This is a genomic window from Corynebacterium ihumii, assembly GCF_028609825.1.
Lineage (GTDB): Bacteria > Actinomycetota > Actinomycetes > Mycobacteriales > Mycobacteriaceae > Corynebacterium > Corynebacterium afermentans.
The window spans coordinates 2,023,003-2,047,297 of sequence record NZ_CP063190.1 but is presented as its reverse complement, the minus strand read 5'-3'; the positions used below and the strand labels follow the sequence as shown (position 1 = coordinate 2,047,297).

The window sequence follows — 24,295 nt, the reverse complement described above, 5'->3', positions numbered from 1 at the left end:
ATCTGTGTCGGAACGTCTCCCCGGGCACGGGCGCAGAAGTCATAGGCGCAGGATGCCTCGCCACGGTCGCCGCTGGAACCCCGCGCGCCGAGCCCCCGCGCGCCGAGCCTCTAGTGCTGGTGGTAGTCCACCAGGAAGTTGCCCAGGCGTTCGATGGCGTTTTCCAACTGCGACGCCCACGGCAGCGTGACCACGCGGAAGTGGTCCGGGGTGGGGTAGTTGAAGCCGGTGCCCTGGACCATGAGGATCTTTTCGGATTTGAGCAGGTCCAGCATGAACCTCTCGTCGTCGTGGATGTTGTACATCTCCGCGTCGATCTTGGGGAAGCAGTACAGCGCACCCTTCGGCTCCACCACGGACACACCGGGGATTTCGCGGAGCTTCCGCACTGCGACGTTGCGTTGCTTGTGCAGGCGCCCGCCCTCGGCGGTGAGTTCGTAGATGGACTGCCGGCCGCCAAGAGCCACCTGGATGGCGTGCTGTCCGGGCACGTTCGCGCACAACCTGGTCCCCGAAAGCAGGTCGAGGCCTTCGATGAAGCCGGCAGCTCGGCGCTTTGGGCCCGTGATAACCATCCAGCCGGCGCGGTAGCCGCACACCCGGTACGCCTTGGACAGGCCGTTGAAGGTGATGCACACGAGATCCGGGGCGATTTCTGCCATGGAGATGTGCGAAGCTCCGTCGTAAAGTACGCGATCGTAGATTTCGTCGGAAAGCACCATGAGCTCGTGCTCGCGGGCGATGTCGGCGATGCCTTCGAGCACCTCGCGCGAGTACACGGCGCCGGTGGGGTTGTTCGGGTTGATCACCACGATCGCCTTGGTGCGGTCGGTGACTTTCTCCCTGATGTCCTCGAGCGAGGGGTTCCAATCGTCCTCTTCGTCGCACATGTAGTGCACGACTTTGCCGCCGGCGAGCGTGGACGCGGCGGTCCACAGTGGGTAGTCGGGGGCGGGGATGAGGATTTCGTCGCCGTCGTTGAGCAGCGCCTGGGTGGTCATGCTGATCAGCTCGGACACGCCGTTGCCCAGGTAAACGTCGTCGATGTCGAAGGGCGGGAAGCCGTCGATCATCTCGTAGCGCGTAACCACCGCGCGGCGTGCGGACGTGATGCCCTTGGAGGTGGTGTAGCCCTGTGAGGCGGGTAGGTTGGCAATCATGTCGCGCATGATCACGTCCGGCGCCTCGAAACCGAAAACGGCGGGGTTGCCGGTGTTGAGCTTCAGGATGGTGTGGCCGTCGCGCTCCATCTTCTCCGCAGTGGCGGTCACCGGTCCGCGGATGTCGTAGAAGACGTTCTTCAACTTGTCCGCTTGGTCGAAATGACGGTGCTTTTGCAGTGGCTCACTCATGCCACTCCACTGTAGGCTTCTTTACTGTTTGCGGAAGCGGTTTATCGTGTTTTGTGCAACATCGAGCGCGTCCGAGGTCAGCTGGTTGAACTGGTCCCTACGCTGCACCCGCATCATGGCCTGCTGGTGCGCCTTGGCAGATTCGATTTCCAGCTGGCGGCGTTTGATTTCCTGGCGGCGCTGCTGCTCCAGCTGCCGCAGGGTGGGGGTGTACCAGGAGTCCGGGCCGACCTTCATTACGTACAGCAGGATGAACAGGGTAGGGATGAGTAGCAGGAACACCGGGTGCAGCGCGGTGAGCCCGAACGCGCCTACCGTGCCCAGCCAAAACACGCCCGCGCGCATGCGCTTGCCGGAGCGCCGCGCCTGCATGATCTCGCGGCCGCTGTAAAACACGTCGCCCGGGTGCACTTCTTGCCTATCGACGGCACCCCCGGCCTGCTGCTGCGGCGGCAAATCCCCGAGAATCGGTTCCAGGTCGGAGTGGACCTGTGCTTCGGCGACCTGTCGGCAGCGGTCATCGAACTCGCCCATGTTGAGTCGGCCCTCGCCAAGTGCGCGGCCGAGGGTGTCCATGGCGTCCATGCGCTCCTGGTCGCCGATTCTGAAGTTGCCGTATGGGGTGCTCACGCCGCATATAGTAACGCCCCGGACGGCTGTCGTGCACGTCCGGGGCGGTGGTTGCGCGTGCGGCTAGCTGTCCTCGCGGGAGCCGTCGCGGACCTCTTCGCGCGGCAGGTTGCCGTCGTTCCAGCGAGCGTTGTCCTCGTGGTTCTCGGCTTCCTCGACGGTGCGCACGCCCTCGCCGAGCGGCAGGGTGTCCATGTTCTGGTTCGCGCCGCCCGCGGCGTCCTGGCCGGCAGCGGTCTTCCCGGTCTCGATGTTGGTGTACAGGCCTTCGTTTTCGGTAGTCATGCGCCTGATCCTACTTACTGCCAGCGCTCGTCAGCGCCGGTTTCGCGGTCCTCGTAGCGCTTCTTCGCCTTGTCGTACTCGTCTTCCTGCAGCTGGTAGAAGTACACGCGCGGCAGCACGGCCTCAACCTTGTCCAGGTAGGTGGTGACGAACTCGTTGACGTCCTCGCGCTTTGCGGAGTCCTCGTTGACGTAGATGAACAGCGGGCGCGCCAGCGGGTAGTTGCCGTTTTTGGTCTCCTCCGCCGTCGGTGCCACGCCGTCGACAAGCACGTTGTCGATGCGGTTGCGCGTCGGGTCCTCGGTGGCCAGGTAGTTGCCGATACCCATGAAGCTCAGGCCGTTGACGTCCTCGGAGACCCACTTGGACAGTTCCTGGATGTCGTCGGTGGACTGGTAGTCGTCGCGGATCTCGTCGCCGCCCAGCACGAGCTGCTCGAACACGCCGAGGGTGCCGGAGCCGTCCGGGCGGCCGTAGAGGGTGATTTCCTCGTCCGGCCAGGACGGGTCGATGTCCGACCACTTGGTCACGGAAGAGTCCTTCGCCCAGATGTCGTGCAGCTGCTGGATGGACAGGTCCTGGGCCCAGTCGTTGTCGCGGTGCTTGACCAGCGTGATGGCGTCCAAAGCGATGGGCAGCTCGATGAAGTTCACGCCGGCATCGGCGCACTGCTTCTGGTAGTCCACGTCCGCGCTCGAGCCGGGGATGGCCACGGAGGCGTCGTTGATGTCGGCGTCGCCGGCGCAAAACACCTCGAAGCCGTCGGTGGAGCCGACCGCGTCGATGTCCACGTCGAAGTCGTAGCGGTTGGCCATGTAGCCGGTGATCGGTTCGACGGTGGAGGAGCCGGTGACCTTGATGGCGTCCTCGCCCGGGGTGGTGTCGTTGCCGCAGCCGACGGCCAGCGCAGCGACGGCGGCCAAAGCAGCAGCCGCGGTGAGTCGTTTACGCATTACCCTTGCCTTCCCGCACCTCGTTGCGCAGTTCGCGCAGCAGCTTGAACAGGTTGCTCCAGGAGCCCTTGGAGTTCGCCCAGTACTCGGGGAAGTTCTTCAGCTCTTCCTCCTGCTCCGGGGTGACGTTCGGGTTGATCTTGCGGTGGGCGCGGGCCTGTTCGCCTTCCAGCTTGTCGCGGTTGCCCAGGCGGGCCTGCAGCTCGCCGCGAAGCTCGTCTGCGGTCTCCTCCAGCTCGTGCAGCAGCGCGTGCAGCTCGGCATCGGGGGCTTCGCGGTTAATCAGGTCCTGCGCCAGCGGGGACAGGTCTGGGGTCTCGCCCGGAGTGTTTTCAGCGTTGGTCGGGTTCTCGGGAGTAGTCATTTCGGGGGCTCCTTAGGAAAGTGCGTTGGAGATGAACACGGCCAGAATCGGGATGAGGAAGAACACGCCGCCGATCCACGCGAAGACGTAGAGCTTGTTCTTCGTTGCCATGGCTGCGAGCCAGTCGGAGCCGGCCGGCGGGAGCTTGCGCAGGAACGGCACACCCAGGATCAGGATTGCGGCGAAGGTGTTGAAGAGGGTGTGCACCAACGCACCCGCCATCGCGGCTTCGGCTTCGGCACCGGAGGCAGAGAACGCGGCGATCAGGCCGGTGACGGTGGTGCCGATGTTGGCGCCGACCACGAACGGGAACAGGGTGCGCACCTTGAACTTGCCGGAGGCGGCCAGCGGCACGGTCAGTGCGGTGGTGGTGGAGGAGGACTGCACCAGGGTGGTGATGGCGGCACCGGAGAGCACGCCCACAAAAGCGTTCTTGCCCAGTGCTGCGTACAGGATGTCCTGCGCCTTGCCCACCAGCAGCGCGTTGAGGATGTTGCCGATGAACTGGATGGAAAACAGGATCAGCACGATGCCCAGCACGGCCAGGACCACGCCGCCCCAAACGTCGCCCAGCGGCTCGACCAGGCTGCCGGCGAGGCCCACCAGCGGCTCGGTGATCATGTCGATGAAGTCGCCGATGGACTCGAAGATGCCCGCCAGCACACCTTCACCGGAGCCGGACAGCGACGGCGCAATCGCCGTCGCGGTCTTGCCTAGGAAACCGGTGAGCATTTCCAGCGTGAAGAAGATCAGGATGGCGATCAGGTTGAAGAAGTCGTGCACGGTGGCCATGGAGAAGCCCTGCTGGAACTGCTTCTTATTACCGGCCAGACCCAGCGCCACCAGGGTGGAGGTCACGGAGGTACCCATGTTCGCGCCGAAAAGCATCGGAATCGCGATGTTCAGCGGCAGGCCGCCGGCGATCATGCCCACCACGATCGAGGTGGTGGTGGAGGAGGACTGAATGATCGCGGTGGCCACGATGCCGATGGCCAAGCCCACGAACGGGTTCTCGGCGAAGGAGAACAGCTCCTCCGCGCGGTCGCCGGCGATGCCCTTGAAGCCGTCGCCGATCATGCCCACGCCGTTGAGCAGGATCCAGATGCCGATGATCACGGCGATCCAGTTGGCGATCTCCTTGGCCTTGCCGTCGAGTGGGAGGAAGCCGAGCGGGTCCTTGCGCTCGCTGTCGTCGTCGACGTCGAGGTCCTCGAGATTCTTGTTCTCGTCTTCTTCGGTGCGGCCGGTGTTGTCGGCCGTGACGACGGAAGATCCGCCGGTTTCTTCACGTTTCATGGTTTCCCAATCAGTCAGCTGACATAGGTTCGCCCGCCAGCGTATGGCCGCCGCGTTAATGGAACGGTGTCCGCAAGGTGAACATTTGGGAAACGTGTGAATTTGCTGTGGGTTACTCGCTGAACTGGGATTGGTGCAGGCGCCAGTACGCACCTTGCTTTTCGACGAGCTCCGCGTGCGAACCTTGTTCCACAATGCGTCCGTCTTCCATCACCACGATCACGTCCGCATCCCGGATGGTGGATAGGCGGTGCGCGATGACAAACGAGGTGCGGTTGGACCGCAGCGCGTGCATGGCCTGCTGCACCATGACCTCGGTGCGGGTGTCCACCGACGAGGTCGCCTCGTCCAGGATCAGAAGCGCCGGCTGCGACAGGAACGCGCGCGCAATCGTGATCAGCTGGCGCTCGCCAGCGGAGACGGATCCGCCGTCCTGATCGACTTCCGTGCCGTAGCCGTCCGGCAGCGACCGCACGAAGCGATCCACGTAGGTGGCCTTCGCCGCCTCGATGACCTCCTCGTCGGTGGCGTCCAAGCGCCCGTAGCGGATGTTGTCCATGATCGTGCCCTTGAACAGCACCGCGTCTTGCAGCACCATGCCGATCTGGCCGCGCAGGTCCTCGCGGGAGTAGTCCCGGATGTCCGTGCCGTCGAGGGTGATCGCGCCGGAATCGACGTCGTAGAAGCGCATGATCAGGTTCACCAGCGTGGTCTTGCCGGCGCCGGTGGGGCCGACGATCGCGGCGGTCTGGCCCGGCTCCACCCGCAGGTGCAAATCGCGGATAAGGGGCTCGTCGGTGTAGGAGAAGGACACGTCGCGGAACTCCACCAGGCCCTCGGCGCGGCCGTCCATGCGGGCCGTGGTGCTGTCTGCGGGTTCTACTTCAGCGTCGAGAAGCTCGAAGACTCGCTCCGCGGAAGCGACACCGGATTGGAGCATCTGCATCATGCCGGCGATCTCGCCGAGCGGCTGGTTGAACTGGCGCGAGTACTGGATAAACGCGGTGGCGTCGCCGAGCGTGAGCTTGCCCGAAGCGACCTTCACCCCGCCGAGCACCGCGATGGCCACATATGACAGGTACGAGATGAATTGCATGGTCGGGTGCATTGAGTTGGCCAAAAACTGCGCCTTTTGTGCCGCGCCCGCGAGCTCGTTGTTGCGCTCGTCGAAGGTGCGGCGCAGCTCCTCGGTGCGCCCGAATATGACGGCGACGTCGTGGCCGGAAAAGGATTCCTCCACGTGCCCGTTGACGTCGCCCGTGGCCTTCCACTGGGTGGTGAACTGTTGCTGCGAGCGCGTGCCCACCAGGCCCATGACCAGGCCGGTCAGCGGGATGGCCAGCAGCGCCACCAGGGCCAGCTGCCAGGAGATGGCGAACATCATCACCAGGATGCCCACCACCGTCAGGATCGCGTTGAACAGCGAGGACAGGGACTGCTGCAGGGCTTGCTGGACGTTGTCCACGTCGTTGGTGGTGCGGCTCATCACGTCGCCGCGCTGGCGGGTGTCAAAGTAGCGCAGCGGCAGGTGGTTGATCTTCGCCTCCACCCGCTCGCGCAGGTTGAACACCGCGCGCATGGTCAGCCTGTTCAAAATCGCGCCCTGCGCCCACATCAGCAGCGACGCAGCGAAGTACAGCGCCACCACCAGAACGATGAGCTGGCCAAGCCGGTCGAAGTCGATGCCGCTACCGGGAGTCAGCTCCATCGCCGAGGCCATGTCAGCGAAGCGGTCTTCACCCGCGGCGCGAAGGCCCTCGATCGCCTGCTCTTTGGTGGTGCCCGGCGGCATGTGCTTGGACATCACGCCGGAGAAGATCACGTCCATGGCCCGGCCCATCACGCGCGGGGCGTACACGGCCAGCACCACGGACACGGCGTTCATGACAAACACCGCCGTCAGCGCCAGCTTGTACGGGGCAAGCAACCCCAACAGGCGCTTCGCAGACGGCCAGAACTGCTTGGCCTCGCGCGGCGCCTTATTGGAGTAGTCGTCGCCGGCCATTTTCTCTTCGTACTCGGCGAGCTGGTCGTCGGTCAGCTCGGATCCGTGCTGGTTGCTCATGCGTCCACCTCCGCCTGGCTTGCCGCGATCTCCCGGTACGTCTTACTGGATTCCAGCAGCTCATCATGGGTGCCGCGGGCGACGATCCGCCCGGCCTCCAGCACCAGAATCTGGTCCGCGTGCCTGATCGAGGACATTTTCTGCGCCACCACGATCACAGTGCGTTCCTGCACGACCTCACGCATCGCCGCGTTCAGGTTCGCCTCGGTGGTCGCGTCCAGCGCGCTGAACGAATCGTCGAAGACGTACACCTTCGGATCCGCCACAAACATCCGCGCGATGCACAGGCGCTGGCGCTGCCCGCCCGAGACATTCGTGCCGCCCTGGGAAATCGGCATGTCCAAATCGTCCACGAACCCGGCCTGCGCGGTCCGCAACGCCGCCCACAGCTCATCATCGGTCGCGTCCGGGTTGCCCATGCGCAGGTTCGACGCCACCGTGCCGGAGAACAGCCACGGCTTCTGCGGCACCATCGCGACGGCCTTGACCAGTTCCTGGCGCGGGATGCGGGTGACCGGATGGCCGTCGATAAGCACCTCGCCCGAAGTGGCGGAGTACAGCCTGGGCAGCAACCCGGCGAGCGTGGTCTTGCCGCTGCCGGTGGCGCCGATGATCGCGGTCGTGGTCCCCGGGCGGGCCTCGAACGAAATGCCCTCAAGCACCGGCTTCTCCGCGCCCGGGTAGGTGTAGGAGACGTCCTCGAAGCGCACGTTGCCTTTGCCTATCGACGCCCCTTCGGCCACCGACGCCTTCACCTCATGCCCGAGCACCTCCTCGATGCGATCCGCGCACACGATCGCGCGCGGCAGCATCATGAGCATGAACACGCCCATCATTACCGCCATGAGGATCTGCATCAGGTACTGCATGAACGCGGTGAGTGAACCGACCTCCACCAGGCCCTCGTCCACGCGGTGGCCGCCGAACCACAGCACGGCCGCGGTGGCGAGGTTAAGGATGAGCATGATCACCGGGAACATTGTGACGAACACGCGGCCGATGTTCAGGCTGAGTTTGGTGATCTGCTGGTTCGCGTCCGTGAACCGCTCGGCCTCGTAGTCCTCGCGGCCGAACGCGCGCACCACGCGGATACCCGCGATCTGCTCGCGCAACAGGCCGTTGATCGCGTCAAGCTTTGTCTGCATGCGCTTGAACAACGGCATCAGGATCGCCGCGGTAACGCCTACCACGACGGCCAGGACGAGCACCGCCGTGACCACCAGCCACGACATACCAGCGTCCTGGCGCAGCGCCATGATGATGCCGCCGATGGCCATGATGGGTGCTGCGACCATGAAGTTCATGAACAACAGGAACGTCATTTGCACCTGCTGGACGTCATTCGTGCCGCGCGTGACCAGTGTGGCGGCGCCGAAATGCGCCATCTCCTCGCTATCGAAATCGGACACCCGGTTGTACACGGCGGCCCTGATGTCCCGGCCGGTGTCCATGGCCACCTGGGAGGCGAACCACACTGCCGCGATCGCCGCTGCGATCTGCACCAGCGCGACCGCCAGCATCGTGCGGCCGGTGCGCCAAATATACGGCACGTCCGCCTGGGCGACGCCGTTGTTGATGATGTCCGCGTTCAAGTCCGGCAAGTACAGCGTGGCCAGGGTCGTGACCAGCTGCAGCACGATAACCAGCGCGATCTTGCCGCTGTACCGCTTGCCAAAACGCGCGGTGAGGCGGATGAGATCCATGAGTGCCCCTCTCTTTTCTCCGGGGTAATCCTAGACCGGTGGGGCCGCGCTGCTGCGATACTGCTGCTGCCTAAACGCCGATATCGGCGTTTACGGCGCCAGCTGCTGTAAAAGCCCAGGTCGCGGCTCGGCGCTCAGGCTAAATGCCGATATCGGCGTTTGCGGCTGGGGCAGCGGCGGGTGTGCCCGCCGAAACGCTTACTGGCCGGCGCGGGAGTGGCCGAGCATGTCCTCCCACTCCACGATCTTCTTGCGCTCGCGCGGGAAGTTGGCGTCGGCGGCGCCGAGGGCGCGCTCGGCTTCATCGAGCTTGTACCAGCCTTCCCAGGTGGCGTAGTCCACGCCGCGCTCGCGCAGCAGGTCAAAGATGTCGTCGGCGCCGGTGTGGGACGGAGCGGCGAGCTTGCCGGCATCCGCGTCGGCCACGAGCATGTCGGTGGTTTCCTTGGCGTCGGACTTGGTGTTGCCGATCAGGCCCACGGGTCCGCGCTTGATCCAGCCGGTGACGTAGAGCTTGTCCTCCGGTGCGGCGCCCTCTTCGGCGGTGACCAAAACGTGGCCACCGTCGTTGGGGATGACGTGGCGCTCCAGGTCGAAGGGCACGCCCTCGACCGGCTCGGAGCGGTAGCCCACGGCGTGGTAGACCTGCTGGACCGGCCAGTCGGTGAACTTCTCGGTGCCGCGGATGCCGCCGTTGCCGTCGAGCTCCTGGCGCTCGGTGCGGATGCCGGTCACGGCACCGGAGTCGTCGGTGAGCACCTCCACCGGCTCTTCGAAGAAGTGGATGTGGATCTTGTGCGGCGCGTCGTCCGGCTCGCGCATGGCGTACTGCTCCAGCACCTGGCAGTTCAGGTCGACGGACTTGTCGGAGCGGCGGACCTGCTCGGACAGCTCGTCGTAGTCGATGTCCTCGGGGTCCACGAGCACCTGGATGGTGTCGGACTCGTCGAGCTCGCGCAGCTCCTTCGGCGTGAACTTCGCCTGGGCGGGGCCGCGGCGGCCGAACATGTGCACCGTTTCCGCCTTGTTGTTCTTCAGGGATTCGTAGACGTTGTCCGGAATTTCGGTGACGGTGAGCTCCTCGCCGGTCTTGGCCAGGATGCGGGAGATATCGAGTGCCACGTTGCCCACGCCGACGACGGCGACTTCCTTGGCCTCGAGGTTCCAGTTGCGCTCGAAGCGCGGGTTGCCGTCGTAGAAGCCGACGAACTCGCCGGCGCCGATGGACTTGTCGCCGCCCGGGATGAGCAGCTCGCGGTCGCGCACGGCACCGGTGGAGATAACGACGGCGTCGTAGTAGTCGCGCAGGTCGTCGATAGTGATGTCGCGGCCGACGGTGACGTTGGCGATCAGGCGCAGCTTGTCCTTGTCCAGCACGTTGTGCAGGGACTTCACAATGCCCTTAATTCGCGGGTGGTCGGGTGCCACGCCGTAACGGATCAGGCCGAAGGGGGCGGGCATCTGCTCGAAGAGGTCGACGTGGACGTCGTGCTCTTCGTTGCGGATTAGCAGGTCGGAGGCGTAAATGCCGGCTGGGCCGGCTCCAACTACGGCGACGCGCAGGCTCATATGTTCGTTGTCCTTTCGCAAAAGGGTGTGTTGATGTTGGACACTATAGCGTATAGACCGAGTGGTCTTAAACCCGCAAATAATTTCATTCTCGACCCCCGTAAAACGTTTACATTCACTGCCTTAACCGGCACTTTCTCCGGTCCAGTTGTTTTAGACCGAGTAGTACGGCACTATTGGCCAGCAATAGCTCCGGGCCGCCCGGATGCGTACAGAGTTGTCTATTTAGGGAGAGCAGATGAGCGCACCCACTAAGCCCAGGACACGCCCGAAGAAGTCGGAGGGGCAGTGGCTAATAGACGGCTCCGCGCCGCTGAACCACGACGAGGAGATCAAGCAGGAATCCCCAGTCCTAGACGTCAAACAGCGCGTAATCGACGTCTACTCCAAGGGCGGCTTCGATTCGATCGACCGCGAGGACCTCTACCCGCGCTTTAAGTGGCTCGGCCTGTACACCCAACGCAAGCAGAACCTGGGTGGCGAGTTCACCGGCGAGGACAACAGCGTCCTGGAAGACAAGTACTTCATGATGCGCATTCGCTTCGACGGCGGCATCTGCTCCACCGCGCAGGCCCGCGCCGTCGGCGAGCTTTCCCGCGACTACGCGCGCTCCACCGTGGATCTCACCGACCGTCAGAACATCCAGTTCCACTGGGTGCGCATCGAGAACGTCCCCGCGATCTGGGACACGCTCGAGGAGCACGGCCTGAACACCTGGGACGCGTGCGGCGACGTGCCGCGCGTGATCTTAGGCTCCCCGGTCGCCGGCATTGCCAAGGACGAGATCATCGACGCCACCCCCGCGATCCGCAAAATCCAGCAGATCGTCACCGACGACGAATTCCAGAACCTGCCACGCAAGTTCAAGACCGCGATTTCCGGCAACGCCCGCCAGGACGTGGTCCACGAGATCAACGACCTTGCCTTCATCGGCGTCGAGCACCCCGAGCTCGGCCCCGGCTTCGAGTGCTACGTCGGCGGCGGGCTGTCCACCAACCCGATGCTCGCGCAGTCCCTCGGCGCATTTGTCACCCTCGAGCAGGTCCCCGACGTGTGGGCGAACGTGGTGCGCATCTTCCGCGACTACGGCTACCGCCGCCTGCGCAACCGCGCGCGCCTGAAGTTCCTGGTCAAGGAGTGGGGCGTGGAGAAGTTCCGCCGCATCCTCGAGGAGGATTACTTGGGCTATGCGCTTGCCGACGGCCCAAAGGCCCCCAACAACCTGGTCGACCGCGACCACATCGGCGTGCACGAACAAAAAGACGGCAACGTCTACATCGGCGTGAAGCCCACGCTGGGCCACATGTCCGGCGAGCAGCTCATCGCGCTCGCGGACCTGGCGGAGCAATACGGCGTGACCGACCTGCGCTTTACTCCGTTTAAGGAGGTGCTGTTGCTCGGGGTGGAACCGGAGGACGTCGAGAAGCTGCAAAGCGATTTGGAACAGATGGGGCTGTACTCGAAGCCCTCCGAGTTCCGCCGCGGCCTGCTCAGCTGCACCGGCCTGGAGTACTGCAAGCTCGCGCACGTGACCACGAAGTCCCGCGCGATCGAGCTGGCGGATGAGCTGGAGGAGCGCTTCGGCGACCTGGATTCGCCCATCACCATTTCGCTCAACGGCTGCCCGAATGCGTGCGCGCGCCACCAGGTCTCCGACATCGGGCTCAAGGGCCAGATGGTGGCGAACGAGGACGGCGAGAAGGTCGAGGGGTTCCAGGTGCACCTCGGCGGCACTATCGGCGAGGGCGCGAACTTCGGCCGCAAGCTGCGCGGCCACAAGGTGCTGTCCACCGAGCTGACGGATTACGTCATGCGCGTGGTGCAGCATTACGTGGACAAGCGCGAGGACGGCGAAACATTTCGTCAATGGGTCGCCCGCGCGGACGAGGATGATTTGCGATGAGCTTTCGCCGAGCCCCGAATCCGAACCGCAATTTCCCCTCGTTTTGCCCCTATTGTGGCGGGGAGGACCTTTGGCCGAACGAGGAGACGGACTTTGCCTGGAAATGCGGGGAGTGCCTGCGTGTTTTCGAGGTGAAGTACCACGGCCAGGACGATCCGGACACCCCGCACGCGCCCGCGCCGTCGACGGAGGAGGCGCTGCAGGCCTCCCTGGCGCGGCACGGGCATACCGCAGTAGTGAAGGAAGAGAAGCGATGACCAACCTGCTCAACCAGCCGGGAGGAAACTTCCGCGACCCCGAGATCAGCCCGGCAGGGCCGAGGGAGACGGCGGCGTTGCCGGAGGACGTCGCCAAGCAAAATGCCCAGCTTGTAGATCAGTGGGCACCCAAGCTTTACGACGCCTCCGCCGCCGACATCCTCGGCTGGGCCCACGAGCACGCGCCCGGCAAGCTCGCGGTGACCCTCTCCATGGAGAACACAGTGCTGGCGGAGTTGGCCGAGCGCCACCTGCCCGACGCGGACTTCCTCTTTTTAGACACCGAGTACCACTTCCCGGAGACCCTCGAGGTGGCCGACGCAGTTGAGGCCCGCTACCCCTCGCACACGCTGGTGCGCGCAACCGCCCAGCTCACCCGCCCGGAGCAGGACAAGGTGTACGGTCCGAATTTGTACCTGCGCAACCCCGGCGCGTGCTGCCGCATGCGCAAGGTTGAGCCGCTGGCGGTGCACATGAGCCCGTACGCCGGCTGGATCACCGGCCTGCGCCGCGCCGACGGCCCCACCCGAGCCGAGGCACCCGCGCTGAGCCTGGATAACACCGGGCGGCTGAAGATCTCCCCGCTGGTGACCTGGTCGCTGGAGGACACGGAGGCATTCGAGGAGGATAACGACCTGATCATCCACCCGCTGACCCGTCAGGGCTACCCCTCCATCGGCTGCGCCACCTGCACCATGCCCGTGGCCGAGGGGGAGGACCCGCGCGCCGGGCGCTGGGCGTTCGCATCCAAAACCGAGTGCGGCCTGCACGAATAAAAGGAGCTTTAGACAAGATGACGCAAGCAACGACACCTGAGCTGTCGCCGCACCTGAAGGACTTGGAAAACGAGTCCATCCACATCATCCGAGAGGTGGCCGGGCAGTTTGACAAGATCGGCCTGCTGTTTTCCGGCGGCAAGGACTCCTGCGTGGTCCTCGAGCTGGCGCGCCGGGCCTTCGCGCCGGCGGCGATGCCGATTGAGCTGTTGCACGTGGACACCGGGCACAACTTCCCGGAGGTGATCCAGTTCCGCGACGAGCTGGTAAAAAAGCACGGGCTGCGACTGCGTGTGGCCGAGGTGCAGGACTGGATTGATCGCGGCGACCTGCAGGAACGCCCCGACGGCACCCGCAACCCGCTGCAGACCGTGCCGCTGGTGGAGACCATTGCGGAGGTCGGCTACAACGCCGTGCTCGGCGGCGCGCGCCGCGATGAGGAACGCGCCCGCGCCAAGGAGCGTGTGTTCTCCGTGCGCGACTCCTTCGGCGGCTGGGACCCGCGCCGCCAGCGCCCCGAGCTGTGGGATCTGTACAACGGTGCGACGCTGCCGGGCGAGAACGTGCGCGTGTTCCCCATCTCCAACTGGACCGAGGCGGACGTGTGGGAGTACATCGGCGCGCGCGGGATTGCCCTGCCGTCGATTTACTTCGCGCACGACCGCGAGGTGTTCGGCCGCGACGGCATGTGGCTGACCCCGGGCGAGTGGGGCGGCCCGCGCGACGGCGAGCAGCTTGAGACTCGCCGCGTGCGCTACCGCACCGTGGGCGACATGTCCTGCACGGGCGCGGTCGATTCGGACGCGTCCACGATCGACGAGGTGCTCGTCGAGATCGCCAACTCCACCCTGACCGAGCGCGGCGCGACGCGCGCCGACGACCGCCTGAGCGAATCCGCCATGGAAGACCGCAAGAAGGAAGGCTACTTCTGATGACTGCCCCGACCACCACTTCCGCCGCAGCCGCGTTGGCGGACCGCGAAACCCTGCGCCTGTGCACCGCCGGCTCCGTCGACGACGGCAAGTCCACCTTCGTCGGCCGCCTTTTGCACGACACGAAGTCCGTGCTCGCCGACCAGCTTGCCTCCGTCGAGCGCACCTCGGCCGACAGGGGCTTTGAGGGCCTCGACCTTTCCTTGCTTGTCGACGGGCTCCGCGCCGAACGCGAACAGGGCATCACCATCGACGTGGCCTACCGCTACTTCGCCACCGATAAGCGCACCTTCATCCTCGCCGACACCCCGGGGCACGTGCAGTACACGCGCAACACCGTGACCGGCATGTCCACCTCCCAGGTGGTCGTGCTGCTGGTGGACGCCCGCAACGGCGTGGTGGAGCAGACCGTCCGCCACCTCACCGTGGCCAAGCTGCTGGGCGTGCGCACCGTGATCCTGGCGGTGAACAAGATCGACCTGGTCGGCTACTCGGAGGAGACCTTCAACGAGATCAAGACCACCTTCGACGCCAAGGCCGCCGAGCTCGGCATCGAGGACCCGCACGTGGTGCCGATTTCCGCGCTCAAGGGCGACAACGTCGCTGAACTGTCCGCGGAAACGCCCTGGTACACCGGCCCGACCGTGCTGGAGCTGCTGGAGACCATCCCGGTTCACCACGGCCGCGCCGACGACCTGGACTTCCGCTTCAACATCCAGTACGTGCTGCGCGAGCACGCCAGCGACTACCGCGCCTACGCCGGCCGCGTCAACGCCGGTTCCATCTCCGTCGGCGATGAGGTCCTCGCCCCGTACGGCCGGAAAACCACCGTGGCCGGCATCGACTCCACCGACGGCCCGGTGGAGACCGCCCACGCTGGCGACTCGGTGGCCCTGCGCCTTGCCGACGAAATTGACCTGACCCGCGGCGACCTCCTGGCCTCTGGAACCCGGCCAGAAGACACAAGGGAGTTCGCCGCCACCGTTGTGGGGCTGACCGAGAAGGAGTTGCGCGCCGGGCAGGCTGTGAAGCTGCGCATCGGCACCGCGTTCGTGCGCGCCCGCGTGGCCAGCGTGGACCGCGTCCTCGACATCGACGGTGCTGCCGGCGACAACACCTCGCCCGAGGCCGTCGCGCTCAACGAGATCGCGCACGTGACCATCCAGACCGCCGACGAGTTGCCGGTCGAGCCCTACGCGGCCCGCGGCGCGGTGGGCAACTTCCTGCTCGTGGACCAGTCTTCCGGCAACACGCTGGCCGCGGGTCTCGTCGGAAAGCGCCTGCGCTAGGAGCACCCACCATGACCGCGCTGATCACCCTCTCCCACGGCTCGCGCCACCCGCAGGCCAAGGAGGGCATCCGCGCGCTAACCGAAGCGGCCGCCGAAAAGCTCGGTGTGGAGTGGGCGGACGCGCACCTCGAGTTCGATCGCCCCACCCTCGCCGAGGCGGCCGCCGCGTTGTCTTCGCCGCGCGCCATCGTCGTGCCGCTGCTGTTCACCCGCGCGTTCCACGCGAAGGTGGACGTGCCGGCCCACCTCACCGAGGCGCGCGAGCACTGCGACCTCACCCTCGCTGAGCCGCTCGGTACCGGCCCCGACATCGCCGAGACCCTGCACAAGCGCTTGCGTATCGACGCACCTTCGGCGTCCCACGCCACCCTATTTCCCGTCGGCACATCGGATGCCGAACAGGCCGCGAACTACGCCCGCCTGGCGGACAACCTGGCGCGTTTGGCCGGGGTCGATGTGTCGGTGGTGCAGGCGACGAGGGGCGACCGGAGGTTCGTCGATAGGCACACACACGTGCTGCCGCTGTTTGTCACCCACGGAACACTCCTGGACCGGATCCCACCGCACCTGTCAGCTTCTGGGCCGCTGACCACAGACCTCGCGGACGTCGTTGCCAACCGCTACCGCACTGCCGAAAAGGACGCCTGAGATGTACAAGATTGAGACGCTGCTGCTCATCGCCGTGGCCGGCCTGGCCGCCCAACTTGTCGACGGCGGCCTCGGCATGGGCTTCGGCGCCACCTCGTCCACCATGCTCATCGCACTGGCCGGGCTGACCCCCGCGGCCGCGTCCGCCGTCGTGCACACCGCGGAGCTGGGCACCACGCTGGCCTCCGGCGTCGCGCACACCCGCTTCGGCAACGTGGACTGGCGCACCGCGTTCGCCATCGGCATCCCCGGCGCAATCGGTGCCTTCCTCGGCGCGACAGTGCTGGTGCGCCTCTCCACCGAAGCCGCTCGGCCGGTGATGTCGCTGATCCTGGCCCTGATCGGGCTGAACCTGATGCTGCGCTTCGCACGCGGGCTGACTCAGCGCAAGCTGGTGGAAAAACCTCATTCCCGCGGGTTTTTAGCCGGGCTAGGCATGTTCGGCGGGTTTGTGGACGCCACCGGCGGCGGTGGCTGGGGGCCCGTGACCACCTCGACGCTGCTGTCCGCCGGGCGCGCTGAGCCGCGACGCATCGTCGGCACCGTCACCACCGCCGAGTTCCTGGTCACCACGGCCGCCACCCTCGGGTTTGCGGTGGGGATGTGGCACGATTTGATGGCCAACCTCGCTGGGGTGCTCGCGCTGCTGGCGGGCGGAGTCGTCGCCGCGCCTATCGGAGCGTGGGTGGTCACCCGCATGAACCCCATCGCGCTCGGCGGAGTCGTGGGCACCTTGATCGTGTTTCTGAACCTGCCGGTGGTGCTGAAGTTCCTCGGCGTGGACTCCGGCCTGTGGGTCGTGCGCGTGCTGGTTTTGGTGCTCGGTGCGGCGCTGTCCGTGCGCGGCGTGCTCAAGGCGCGCCAGAACTCGCGGGCCGCGGGGGAGCGCGAGGGAGCGACAGTGGTCGACGCGGAGCCAGCCCGCCTACGATAAGCAACCATGTCTGACTTGCTTATCGCCGCAGCGATGAAAGAAGAGGCCGCGGACATCATGTCCGGCGGCGACCACGAGGTGCTGATCACCGGCATCGGCACCCTGCCCGCCGCGATCGCGCTGACCCGCCGCCTGTCTTCCGGGCCGCTGCCCTCGCGCGTGATCAACGTCGGCACCGCCGGCGCCCTGGTGGACTTGCAGCCGGGCGTCTACGAGGTTTCCGACGCCGTCAAGCACGACTTCAAAGTCGGCGGCACCTCCGAGATCACCGACTTTGTCTACCCGCGCTGGTTCTCGTTCGACCCGCTGACCGAGCTGCCCAAAGCCAAGCTCGCCACCGGGGATGCGTTTGTGAACCGCTCCGATCTGCGCGACGAGCTCGCCCGCGAGTGCCAGCTCGTGGACATGGAGGGCTACGCCCTGGCCGCGGTGTGTTCCACCTTCGGCGTGCCGCTGACCCTGCTCAAGCAGGTGTCCGATTCCGCCGACGAGTCCGCCTCCGCGGTGTGGGAGGCCGCCCTCGAGCGCGCCCGCGTCGAGCTGGAGCAGGCGCTGCGCGAGCACCTGCGGTAATCGCCTGGGGTCGCTGCGCTCCCGGCGACCGCTCCCTGCGCCCCATTTTGCGGATCTGCTAGTTGCCCCGCACGCCCAACTAGCAGATCAAGTGTCCAACTTTCTGTTGTTCCAGGTGATGTTGGAACCAGGTGCCAGTAAGGAGCTCATCTGCTAGGAGCGTTTTTGGGCAACTAGCAGATGAGCCCGCAGCGATGCGGAGGCACCACAAACCCAGAGCACGAAACCCCTATTAAGCGCGAAAATGGCGCTTAATAGGGGTTTCGTACTGGGGGTCTGGCGGAGGGAACAGAGTCCTACTTCGCGAACTCCTCCACGAGCGTGGCGTTGAACGCCGGCAGGTCGTCCGGGGTGCGCGAGGAGATGAAGCCGGAGTCGACCACAACCTCCTCGTCGACCCAGTTGGCGCCGGCGTTGGCCAGGTCGGTCTTGACGTTGGCCACGGAGGTGAGCGTCACGCCCTTGAGCACGTCGGCGTCGGCGAGGATCCAGCCGCCGTGGCAGATCACGCTGATCGGCTTGCCAGCGTCCTTGAACGCCTTAACCAGCGCTACGGCGTCGGCGTCGGTGCGGATGGTGTCAGCGTTAACGGTGCCGCCGGGCAGGATAAGGGCGTCGAACTCGTCGGCGGAGGCGTCGGCCGTTTTGGCGTCGACAGCCACCTTCGCGCCCTTCTTGCCTTCGATCTCACCGGTTTCGGTGGAGAGGACCTTGGTGGTCGCGCCGGCGGACTCCACGGCTTCCTTCGGGGAGGTCAGCTCCGAATCCTCGAAGCCGTTGGTGGCGATAATTGCGACGCTCTTGCCGTTGAGGTCAGCCATGGTTTCGTCCTTTCGTCGATGAGTAAGTACGGCGCCCACCGTACCTATTCTTCGTCCTTGATGGCGTGGGTGCGGCCCGGAACCTCAGTGTCGCCCTCGACCTCTCCCAAGGGGACGCGGGTGGAGCCGAGACCTCCCTTGACAGGGACTTTGGTGTTGGACTTTTCGCGCCTTGCAATGCGCATCATGTGGTCGCGCACGGCGAGGAACGACGACTTCGAATCCATGGTTTGGGTTTGCTGGGTGGCCGTGGCTATCTCATCGGCGGTGATTTCACCGGAGCGCAGCGAGACCATCTCGGCCCAGTAACGCAGCCATACCGCGGCGACGGCGGCGACCGGCACAGCCAGGAACGCGCCGACGATGCCGAACAGGGTGCCGCCCACAGCGACGGCGAGCAGGACCACGGCGGCGTGCAGGCCCATGGCCTGGGACTGCAGGATCGGGGAGAGGACGTTGCCCTCCAGCTGCTGCACGGCGATGATGAGCAGGAGCACGAACACAGCGTTCATGAACCCGTTGGACACCAACGCGATGATCACGGCCAAGGCGCCGGCGGAGATCGCACCCACGATCGGGATGAAGCCGGCGAAGAAGGTCACCACAGCCAGCACCGGCCACAGCGGCACGCCGAGGAAGAGCAGGCCCAAACCGATGAAGATGGCGTCCACCATGGACACGATGGCCTGGGTGCGGATGAAGCCGGACAGGGTGTTCCAGGAGCGCATGCACACCTCGGTGAGGTGCCAGCCGGCGCGCACGCCCGTGTACTTGCGTACCCACGGCAGGAAGCGGTCGCCGTCTTTGAGGAAGAAGAACAGCAGCACGAGCGTCAACGCGAGCGTGGTGCCTACCGACGTAATCGCGCCGATGCCGGAGAACACCCCGGAGGCGATGTTCGACGCCTGACCCTTCACAAACGCGGTGGCCTGGTCCACGGCCTGCTGGATGCGTTCCGGCTCGAGGAAGGTGAAGTTCTGCTCCTTGAGCCAGGCGATAATCTGGTTGATGCCCTGCTCGGCCTGGTGGCCGAGCTCGGTGCCCTGCGACTTCACGGTCGGCGCCATCGCGGCGATGATGCCGCCGAGGATGCCGAAGGTGCCGATCAGTGTGATGAACACTGCGAGGGCGGCGGGGATCTTGTGGCCCCGCATCCAGCGCACCGGCGGCCACAGCACCGTGGCAAGGATCAGTGCAAGCAGGATGGGCAAAAGGCCCATCCACACCCATTTGAGCAGGTAGAGCAGGATCGCGGTGGCGGCGACAATGATGATGAAGCGCAGCGCCCAGGCGGCGGCGGTGCGGCCGTCAGAGGCGATGATGTCGCCGCGGTCTACGGGCTCTTTGGAAAGCTCCTGGGCCGCGTCTGCCGGGGTGGGCAGCATCCGGACGTCGTCGACTGCGGTGTCGAGCGCGCCGACGTAGTCGTTGTTTTCGTGTTTAGTCACGCGCTCATTGTGCCAGAGATGCTGGTTAATGCATATGTCGTGGGAGCCGGAGGGCCGTCGTCAAGAACAATGCCCTAGACCACACGCAGATATAAGTGTAGCGTGGGCCACAACCTGACCCTAATGTAAGAAAGGCCTGGAAATGACTGTCTACCCGAACCCCGGAACCGAAGGCTCAAACGTCAAGTACCGCGAGCGCTACGACAACTACATCGGCGGCGACTGGGTCGCCCCAGTGGACGGCGAGTACTTCGACAACATCACCCCCGTCACTGGCGAGGTGTTCTGCCAGGTCGCCCGCGGTAAAGAGGCCGACATCAACTTGGCGCTCGACGCCGCGCACAAGGCCGCGCCCGCCTGGGGCAAGACCTCCCCGGCAGAGCGCGCGATGGTGCTGCTGAAGATCGCAGACCGCATGGAAGAGCACCTCGAGGAGCTCGCGGTGGCGGAGACTTGGGAAAACGGCAAGGCCGTGCGCGAGACGCTCGCCGCCGACATCCCGCTTGCCATCGATCACTTCCGCTACTACGCGGGCGCACTGCGCGCGCAGGAAGGCCGTCTGAGCCAGATCGACGAGGACACTGTCGCTTACCACTTCAACGAGCCGCTCGGCGTGGTCGGTCAGATCATCCCGTGGAACTTCCCGCTGCTCATGGCCGCGTGGAAGCTGGCCCCGGCGCTGGCGGCGGGCAACGCGATCGTCCTCAAGCCGGCGGAGCAGACTCCGGCGTCGATTCTGTACCTGATGGATCTTGTCGGTGACCTCATCCCGGCGGGTGTGCTGAACATCGTCAATGGCATGGGCGAGGAAGCGGGCGCCGCGCTGTCCGGCTCCGACCGTATTGCCAAGATCGCCTTCACCGGCTCCACCGAGGTGGGCAAGATCATCAACAAGGCCGCGGCGGACAAGATCATTCCGGTCACTCTGGAGCTCGGTGGCAAGTCCCCGGCGTTGTTCTTCGAGGACATCTTTGAAAGGGACGACGACTTCAAGAAGAAGGCGGTCGAGGGCTTCGCCATGTTCGCGCTGAACCAGGGTGAGGTGTGCACCTGCCCGTCGCGTGCGCTGGTGCACGAGTCCATCGCGGACGAGTTTTTGGAGCTTGGCGTGCAGCGCGTCAAGCAGATCAAGACCGGCAACCCGCTGGACACTGACACCATGATGGGCGCGCAAGCCTCCACCGAGCAGATGAACAAGATCCAGTCCTACCTGGAGCTTGGGCCCCAGGAGGGTGCGGAAGTGCTTACCGGTGGCGGCGTGAACACGATCGACGGCCTGGAAAACGGCCTCTACATCGAGCCGACCGTGTTTAAGGGCACCAACGACATGCGCATTTTCCAGGAGGAGATCTTCGGTCCGGTGATGTCCGTGACCACGTTCAAGGATTTCGATGAGGCCATCTCGATTGCCAACGACACCATTTACGGTCTGGGTGCGGGCGTGTGGGCGCGCTCGGGCACCACTGCGTACAAGGCCGGCCGCGCCATTCAGGCTGGTCGCGTGTGGGTGAACCAGTACCACACCTACCCGGCCCACGCGGCGTTTGGCGGCTACAAGCAGTCCGGTATCGGCCGCGAGACGCACCTGATGATGCTGGACCACTACCAGCAGACTAAGAACCTCCTGGTGTCCTACTCCGAGCAGGAGACTGGCTTGTTCTAAGCAGTTGCTTGTCGACGATTCAACCTCCGGTTACCCACGTATCCGGAGGTTTTTCTATGCGTTTGCCTGCGGAAACAAAGAAAGTTGCGCTGGGTGGGAACAACTTTGGTGTACGTGCCGTTGTTACCTATGAGTGCGACAGACTCAAGAACGTCGCCGCCAGTGTTATAGTGGTGGCCGTCAAGTTGAGTCGGAGCACATCAACTTACTGATAAACCACTTCTCAACAGGAGGAATAACTCTTATGGCACGTGCAGTTGGTATTGACCTTGGCACCACGAACTCGGTCGTCTCCGTCCTTGAGGGCGGCGAGCCGGTTGTGATCGCTAACGCGGAGGGCTCCCGCACCACCCCGTCCGTCGTCGCTTTCGCGAAGAACGGCGAGGTCCTGGTTGGCCAGTCCGCGAAGAACCAGGCGGTAACCAACGTCGACCGCACCATCCGTTCCGTCAAGCGCCACATGGGCGAGGACTGGACCGTGGAGATCGACGACAAGAAGTACACCCCGCAGGAGATCTCCGCCCGTACCCTGCAGAAGCTGAAGCGCGACGCTGAGGCGTACCTCGGTGAGGAAGTCACCGAGGCTGTTATTACCGTCCCGGCCTACTTCGAGGACGCTCAGCGTCAGGCCACCAAGGAGGCCGGCCAGATCGCGGGCCTCGATGTGCTGCGCATTGTTAACGAGCCGACCGCGGCCGCCCTGGCGTACGGCCTGGACAAGAACGAGAAGGAAGAGACCATCCTGGTCTTCGACCTTGGCGGCGGCACCTTCGACGTGTCCCTGCTGGAGATCGGCGACGGTGTCGTCGAGGTGCTGGCTACCGCCGGCGACAACGAGCTCGGCGGCGACGATTGGGACAACCGCGTAGTTGAGTGGCTCGTGGACAAGTTCAAGTCCCAGAACGGCGTTGACCTGTCCAAGGACAAGATGGCGATGCAGCGTCTGCGCGAGGCCGCGGAGAAGGCCAAGATCGAGCTGTCTTCCGCACAGCAGGCCTCCATCAACCTGCCGTACATCACGGTGGACTCCGAGAAGAACCCGCTGTTCCTGGACGAGACGCTGACCCGCACCGAGTTCCAGAAGATCACCTCCGATCTGCTGGACCGCACCAAGAGCCCGTTCAACCAGGTGGTCAAGGACGCCGGCATGTCCGTCGGCGACATCGACCACGTGGTTCTGGTCGGCGGCTCCACCCGTATGCCGGCCGTGTCCGAGCTGGTGAAGGAACTGACCGGCAAGGAGCCGAACAAGTCCGTCAACCCGGACGAGGTCGTGGCACTGGGTGCTGCGCTGCAGGCTGGCGTGCTGCGCGGCGACGTTAAGGACGTGCTGCTTCTCGACGTCACTCCGCTTTCCCTCGGCATCGAGACCAAGGGCGGCGTGATGACCAAGCTCATCGAGCGCAACACCACCATCCCGACGAAGCGTTCGGAGACCTTCACCACGGCTGAGGACAACCAGCCGTCCGTGCAGATCCAGGTCTTCCAGGGCGAGCGCGAGATCGCGTCCGCGAACAAGCTGCTCGGCTCCTTCGAGCTGGCAGGCATCGCACCGGCTCCGCGTGGTGTGCCGCAGATCGAGGTCACCTTCGACATCGACGCCAACGGCATCGTGTCCGTGTCCGCGAAGGACAAGGCCACCGGCAAGGAGAACACGATCAAGATCCAGGACGGCTCCGGTCTGTCCGACGACGAGATCGATCGCATGATCAAGGACGCCGAGGCTCACGCCGACGAGGACAAGAAGCGCCGCGAGGAGCAGGAGACCCGCAATAACGCGGAGACCATGGCGTACCAGACCCGCAAGTTCATGGATGAAAACGGCGAGAAGCTGCCGGAGGACATCAAGGGCCGCGTGACCGAGGCCGCCGACGCTGTCGATGAGGCGCTTAAGGGCGAGGACCTGGATGCCATCAAGTCCGCAGTGGAGAAGCTCAACACCGAGTCCCAGGCAATGGGCACCGCGCTCTACGAGGCTCAGGCGAACGAGGGTGCAACCCAGGCCGACGCTGCCGACGGCGACGACAACGTGGTCGACGCTGAGGTTGTCGAGGACGACGACGCAACCGATTCCGATAACAAGTAAGGAGGCGACGTCTGATGACGAATCCGCACGACGAGCAGATGCCCGACAACCCGGGCGCTCCGGAGGCCACGGACCCCGAGTACGTGTCCCCCGACCAGGCGGAAACCCTCGCCGACGAGGCTGCTGAGTCCGAGGCGCTTGCGACGGACGAGGACCCTCTCTTAGCCGCGGACGCCGAGCTCGAGGACGCCGCGAAGATCGCGGAGAACGAGATCGACCCGGACGCAGACGGCGACGGCGCAGTCAGCGACATCGAGCTGCAGCTGGCGGAGCGTACTGAGTCGCTCCAGCGGGTCAGCGCCGAGTACGCGAACTACCGCCGCCGCACCGAGCGCGAGCGTGGTGAGCTGGCCAACACTGCCAAGGCGAAGTTCGCCACACCGCTGCTGCCGCTTTTGGACGACCTGGATCTGGCCGAGCAGCACGGCGACTTGGCCGAGGGGCCGCTGAAGGCATTTGCCGACAAGTTCCGCTCGATCGTTGCCGGCCAGGGCATCAAAGAGTTCGGTGCTGAGGGCGACGCGTTCAACCCGGAGATCCATGAGGCGGTGCAGGACCTCTCCCAGGGCGACACCAAGGCCGTGGGCACGGTGCTGCGCAAGGGCTACATGATCGGCGACCGCCTGGTGCGCAACGCCATGGTGATCATCGCTGATCCCGCCGAGCCTGCTGAGCCGGCCGGCGAGCCAGAAGCCGACACAACCGAGTAGGTAAATCGCTCGGATGGAAGGGCCGGGGAATGAGGC

Annotated in this window: 22 protein-coding genes; 11 read left to right on the top strand and 11 right to left on the bottom strand. The window is 65.1% G+C overall.

From position 1 onward, the window contains the following. Nucleotides 1–110: 110 nt before the first annotated feature. From CIHUM_RS09955 to CIHUM_RS09915, 9 genes are all read right to left on the bottom strand, one after another. Nucleotides 111–1,352: a pyridoxal phosphate-dependent aminotransferase gene (locus CIHUM_RS09955; RefSeq protein WP_035000200.1), complete on the bottom strand. Its 1,242-nt coding sequence runs from the start codon at nucleotides 1,350–1,352 to the stop codon at nucleotides 111–113. A gap of 21 nt (nucleotides 1,353–1,373) precedes the next feature. Continuing rightward, nucleotides 1,374–1,982 (bottom strand): DUF1707 SHOCT-like domain-containing protein, encoded by a 609-nt coding sequence (locus CIHUM_RS09950; protein WP_035000199.1) that lies wholly within the window; start codon nucleotides 1,980–1,982, stop codon nucleotides 1,374–1,376. 63 nt (nucleotides 1,983–2,045) lie between these two features. Then, entirely contained in the window at nucleotides 2,046–2,267 is a 222-nt protein-coding gene (locus tag CIHUM_RS09945) for a hypothetical protein (protein ID WP_035000198.1), read from the bottom strand. A gap of 14 nt (nucleotides 2,268–2,281) precedes the next feature. Then, nucleotides 2,282–3,220 (bottom strand): substrate-binding domain-containing protein, encoded by a 939-nt coding sequence (locus CIHUM_RS09940; protein ID WP_051106527.1) that lies wholly within the window; start codon nucleotides 3,218–3,220, stop codon nucleotides 2,282–2,284. Next, nucleotides 3,213–3,584, bottom strand: a complete 372-nt coding sequence (locus CIHUM_RS09935) for a hypothetical protein (RefSeq protein ID WP_035000197.1) — start codon at nucleotides 3,582–3,584, stop codon at nucleotides 3,213–3,215. The genes CIHUM_RS09940 and CIHUM_RS09935 overlap by 8 nt, the downstream gene beginning before the upstream one ends. Nucleotides 3,585–3,596: 12 nt before the next feature. Next, nucleotides 3,597–4,880 (bottom strand): Na/Pi symporter, encoded by a 1,284-nt coding sequence (locus CIHUM_RS09930; protein WP_051106526.1) that lies wholly within the window; start codon nucleotides 4,878–4,880, stop codon nucleotides 3,597–3,599. 112 nt (nucleotides 4,881–4,992) lie between these two features. Then, complete coding sequence (locus tag CIHUM_RS09925; protein ID WP_035000196.1) at nucleotides 4,993–6,945, bottom strand: ABC transporter ATP-binding protein; 1,953 nt, start codon at nucleotides 6,943–6,945, stop codon at nucleotides 4,993–4,995. Then, complete coding sequence (locus CIHUM_RS09920) at nucleotides 6,942–8,648, bottom strand: ABC transporter ATP-binding protein (protein ID WP_035000195.1); 1,707 nt, start codon at nucleotides 8,646–8,648, stop codon at nucleotides 6,942–6,944. Before CIHUM_RS09920 ends, CIHUM_RS09925 begins: the two co-directional genes overlap by 4 nt. A 198-nt stretch (nucleotides 8,649–8,846) precedes the next feature. Next, nucleotides 8,847–10,217, bottom strand: coding sequence for an FAD-dependent oxidoreductase (locus CIHUM_RS09915; protein ID WP_035000193.1), 1,371 nt, complete (start codon nucleotides 10,215–10,217; stop codon nucleotides 8,847–8,849). Between the two features lie 238 nt (nucleotides 10,218–10,455). Between CIHUM_RS09915 and CIHUM_RS09910 the strand changes: the two genes are divergently transcribed. Genes CIHUM_RS09910 through CIHUM_RS09875 form a run of 8 tightly spaced genes read left to right on the top strand, consistent with a single transcriptional unit; the run spans nucleotide 10,456 to nucleotide 17,531 of the window. After that, on the top strand, nucleotides 10,456–12,120 hold the full coding sequence (locus CIHUM_RS09910) for a nitrite/sulfite reductase (RefSeq protein ID WP_035000192.1): 1,665 nt from the start codon (nucleotides 10,456–10,458) through the stop codon (nucleotides 12,118–12,120). Further along, a complete protein-coding gene (locus CIHUM_RS09905; RefSeq protein ID WP_035000191.1) occupies nucleotides 12,117–12,377 on the top strand; it encodes a hypothetical protein in 261 nt (86 codons plus the stop codon). Before CIHUM_RS09910 ends, CIHUM_RS09905 begins: the two co-directional genes overlap by 4 nt. Continuing rightward, on the top strand, nucleotides 12,374–13,153 hold the full coding sequence (locus tag CIHUM_RS09900; RefSeq protein ID WP_035000189.1) for a phosphoadenylyl-sulfate reductase: 780 nt from the start codon (nucleotides 12,374–12,376) through the stop codon (nucleotides 13,151–13,153). The genes CIHUM_RS09905 and CIHUM_RS09900 overlap by 4 nt, the downstream gene beginning before the upstream one ends. Nucleotides 13,154–13,170: 17 nt before the next feature. After that, nucleotides 13,171–14,085 (top strand): sulfate adenylyltransferase subunit CysD, encoded by a 915-nt coding sequence (gene cysD, locus CIHUM_RS09895; RefSeq protein WP_035000188.1) that lies wholly within the window; start codon nucleotides 13,171–13,173, stop codon nucleotides 14,083–14,085. Beyond that, the gene (locus tag CIHUM_RS09890; protein WP_035000187.1) at nucleotides 14,085–15,374 is read left to right on the top strand and encodes a sulfate adenylyltransferase subunit 1; all 1,290 of its coding nucleotides are present in this window, start codon (nucleotides 14,085–14,087) and stop codon (nucleotides 15,372–15,374) included. Before cysD ends, CIHUM_RS09890 begins: the two co-directional genes overlap by 1 nt. Before the next feature lie 11 nt (nucleotides 15,375–15,385). After that, nucleotides 15,386–16,024 carry a sirohydrochlorin chelatase gene (locus CIHUM_RS09885; RefSeq protein WP_035000186.1) on the top strand — a complete coding sequence of 213 codons (639 nt, stop codon included), beginning with the start codon at nucleotides 15,386–15,388 and terminating at the stop codon, nucleotides 16,022–16,024. Nucleotides 16,025–16,034: 10 nt separating this feature from the next. After that, nucleotides 16,035–16,958 (top strand): sulfite exporter TauE/SafE family protein, encoded by a 924-nt coding sequence (locus tag CIHUM_RS09880; RefSeq protein ID WP_035000318.1) that lies wholly within the window; start codon nucleotides 16,035–16,037, stop codon nucleotides 16,956–16,958. 6 nt (nucleotides 16,959–16,964) lie between these two features. Continuing rightward, nucleotides 16,965–17,531 (top strand): nucleosidase, encoded by a 567-nt coding sequence (locus CIHUM_RS09875; RefSeq protein WP_035000184.1) that lies wholly within the window; start codon nucleotides 16,965–16,967, stop codon nucleotides 17,529–17,531. 296 nt (nucleotides 17,532–17,827) lie between these two features. Here CIHUM_RS09875 and CIHUM_RS09870 read toward each other — a convergent pair whose 3' ends face one another. Further along, complete coding sequence (locus tag CIHUM_RS09870; protein WP_035000183.1) at nucleotides 17,828–18,352, bottom strand: type 1 glutamine amidotransferase domain-containing protein; 525 nt, start codon at nucleotides 18,350–18,352, stop codon at nucleotides 17,828–17,830. 44 nt (nucleotides 18,353–18,396) lie between these two features. Continuing rightward, nucleotides 18,397–19,800, bottom strand: a complete 1,404-nt coding sequence (locus CIHUM_RS09865) for an AI-2E family transporter (RefSeq protein ID WP_051106524.1) — start codon at nucleotides 19,798–19,800, stop codon at nucleotides 18,397–18,399. A 142-nt stretch (nucleotides 19,801–19,942) separates the two neighbouring features. Here CIHUM_RS09865 and exaC point away from each other — a divergent pair, with 142 nt between their 5' ends. The 3 genes from exaC (at nucleotide 19,943) to grpE (ending at nucleotide 24,259) form a co-directional block, all read left to right on the top strand. Further along, nucleotides 19,943–21,463 (top strand): acetaldehyde dehydrogenase ExaC, encoded by a 1,521-nt coding sequence (gene exaC, locus CIHUM_RS09860; protein WP_035000181.1) that lies wholly within the window; start codon nucleotides 19,943–19,945, stop codon nucleotides 21,461–21,463. 244 nt (nucleotides 21,464–21,707) lie between these two features. Further along, nucleotides 21,708–23,549, top strand: a complete 1,842-nt coding sequence (gene dnaK, locus CIHUM_RS09855; protein ID WP_035000179.1) for a molecular chaperone DnaK — start codon at nucleotides 21,708–21,710, stop codon at nucleotides 23,547–23,549. Nucleotides 23,550–23,563: 14 nt separating this feature from the next. Further along, nucleotides 23,564–24,259: a nucleotide exchange factor GrpE gene (grpE, locus tag CIHUM_RS09850; protein ID WP_035000178.1), complete on the top strand. Its 696-nt coding sequence runs from the start codon at nucleotides 23,564–23,566 to the stop codon at nucleotides 24,257–24,259. The last annotated feature ends 36 nt before the right edge of the window (nucleotides 24,260–24,295 follow it).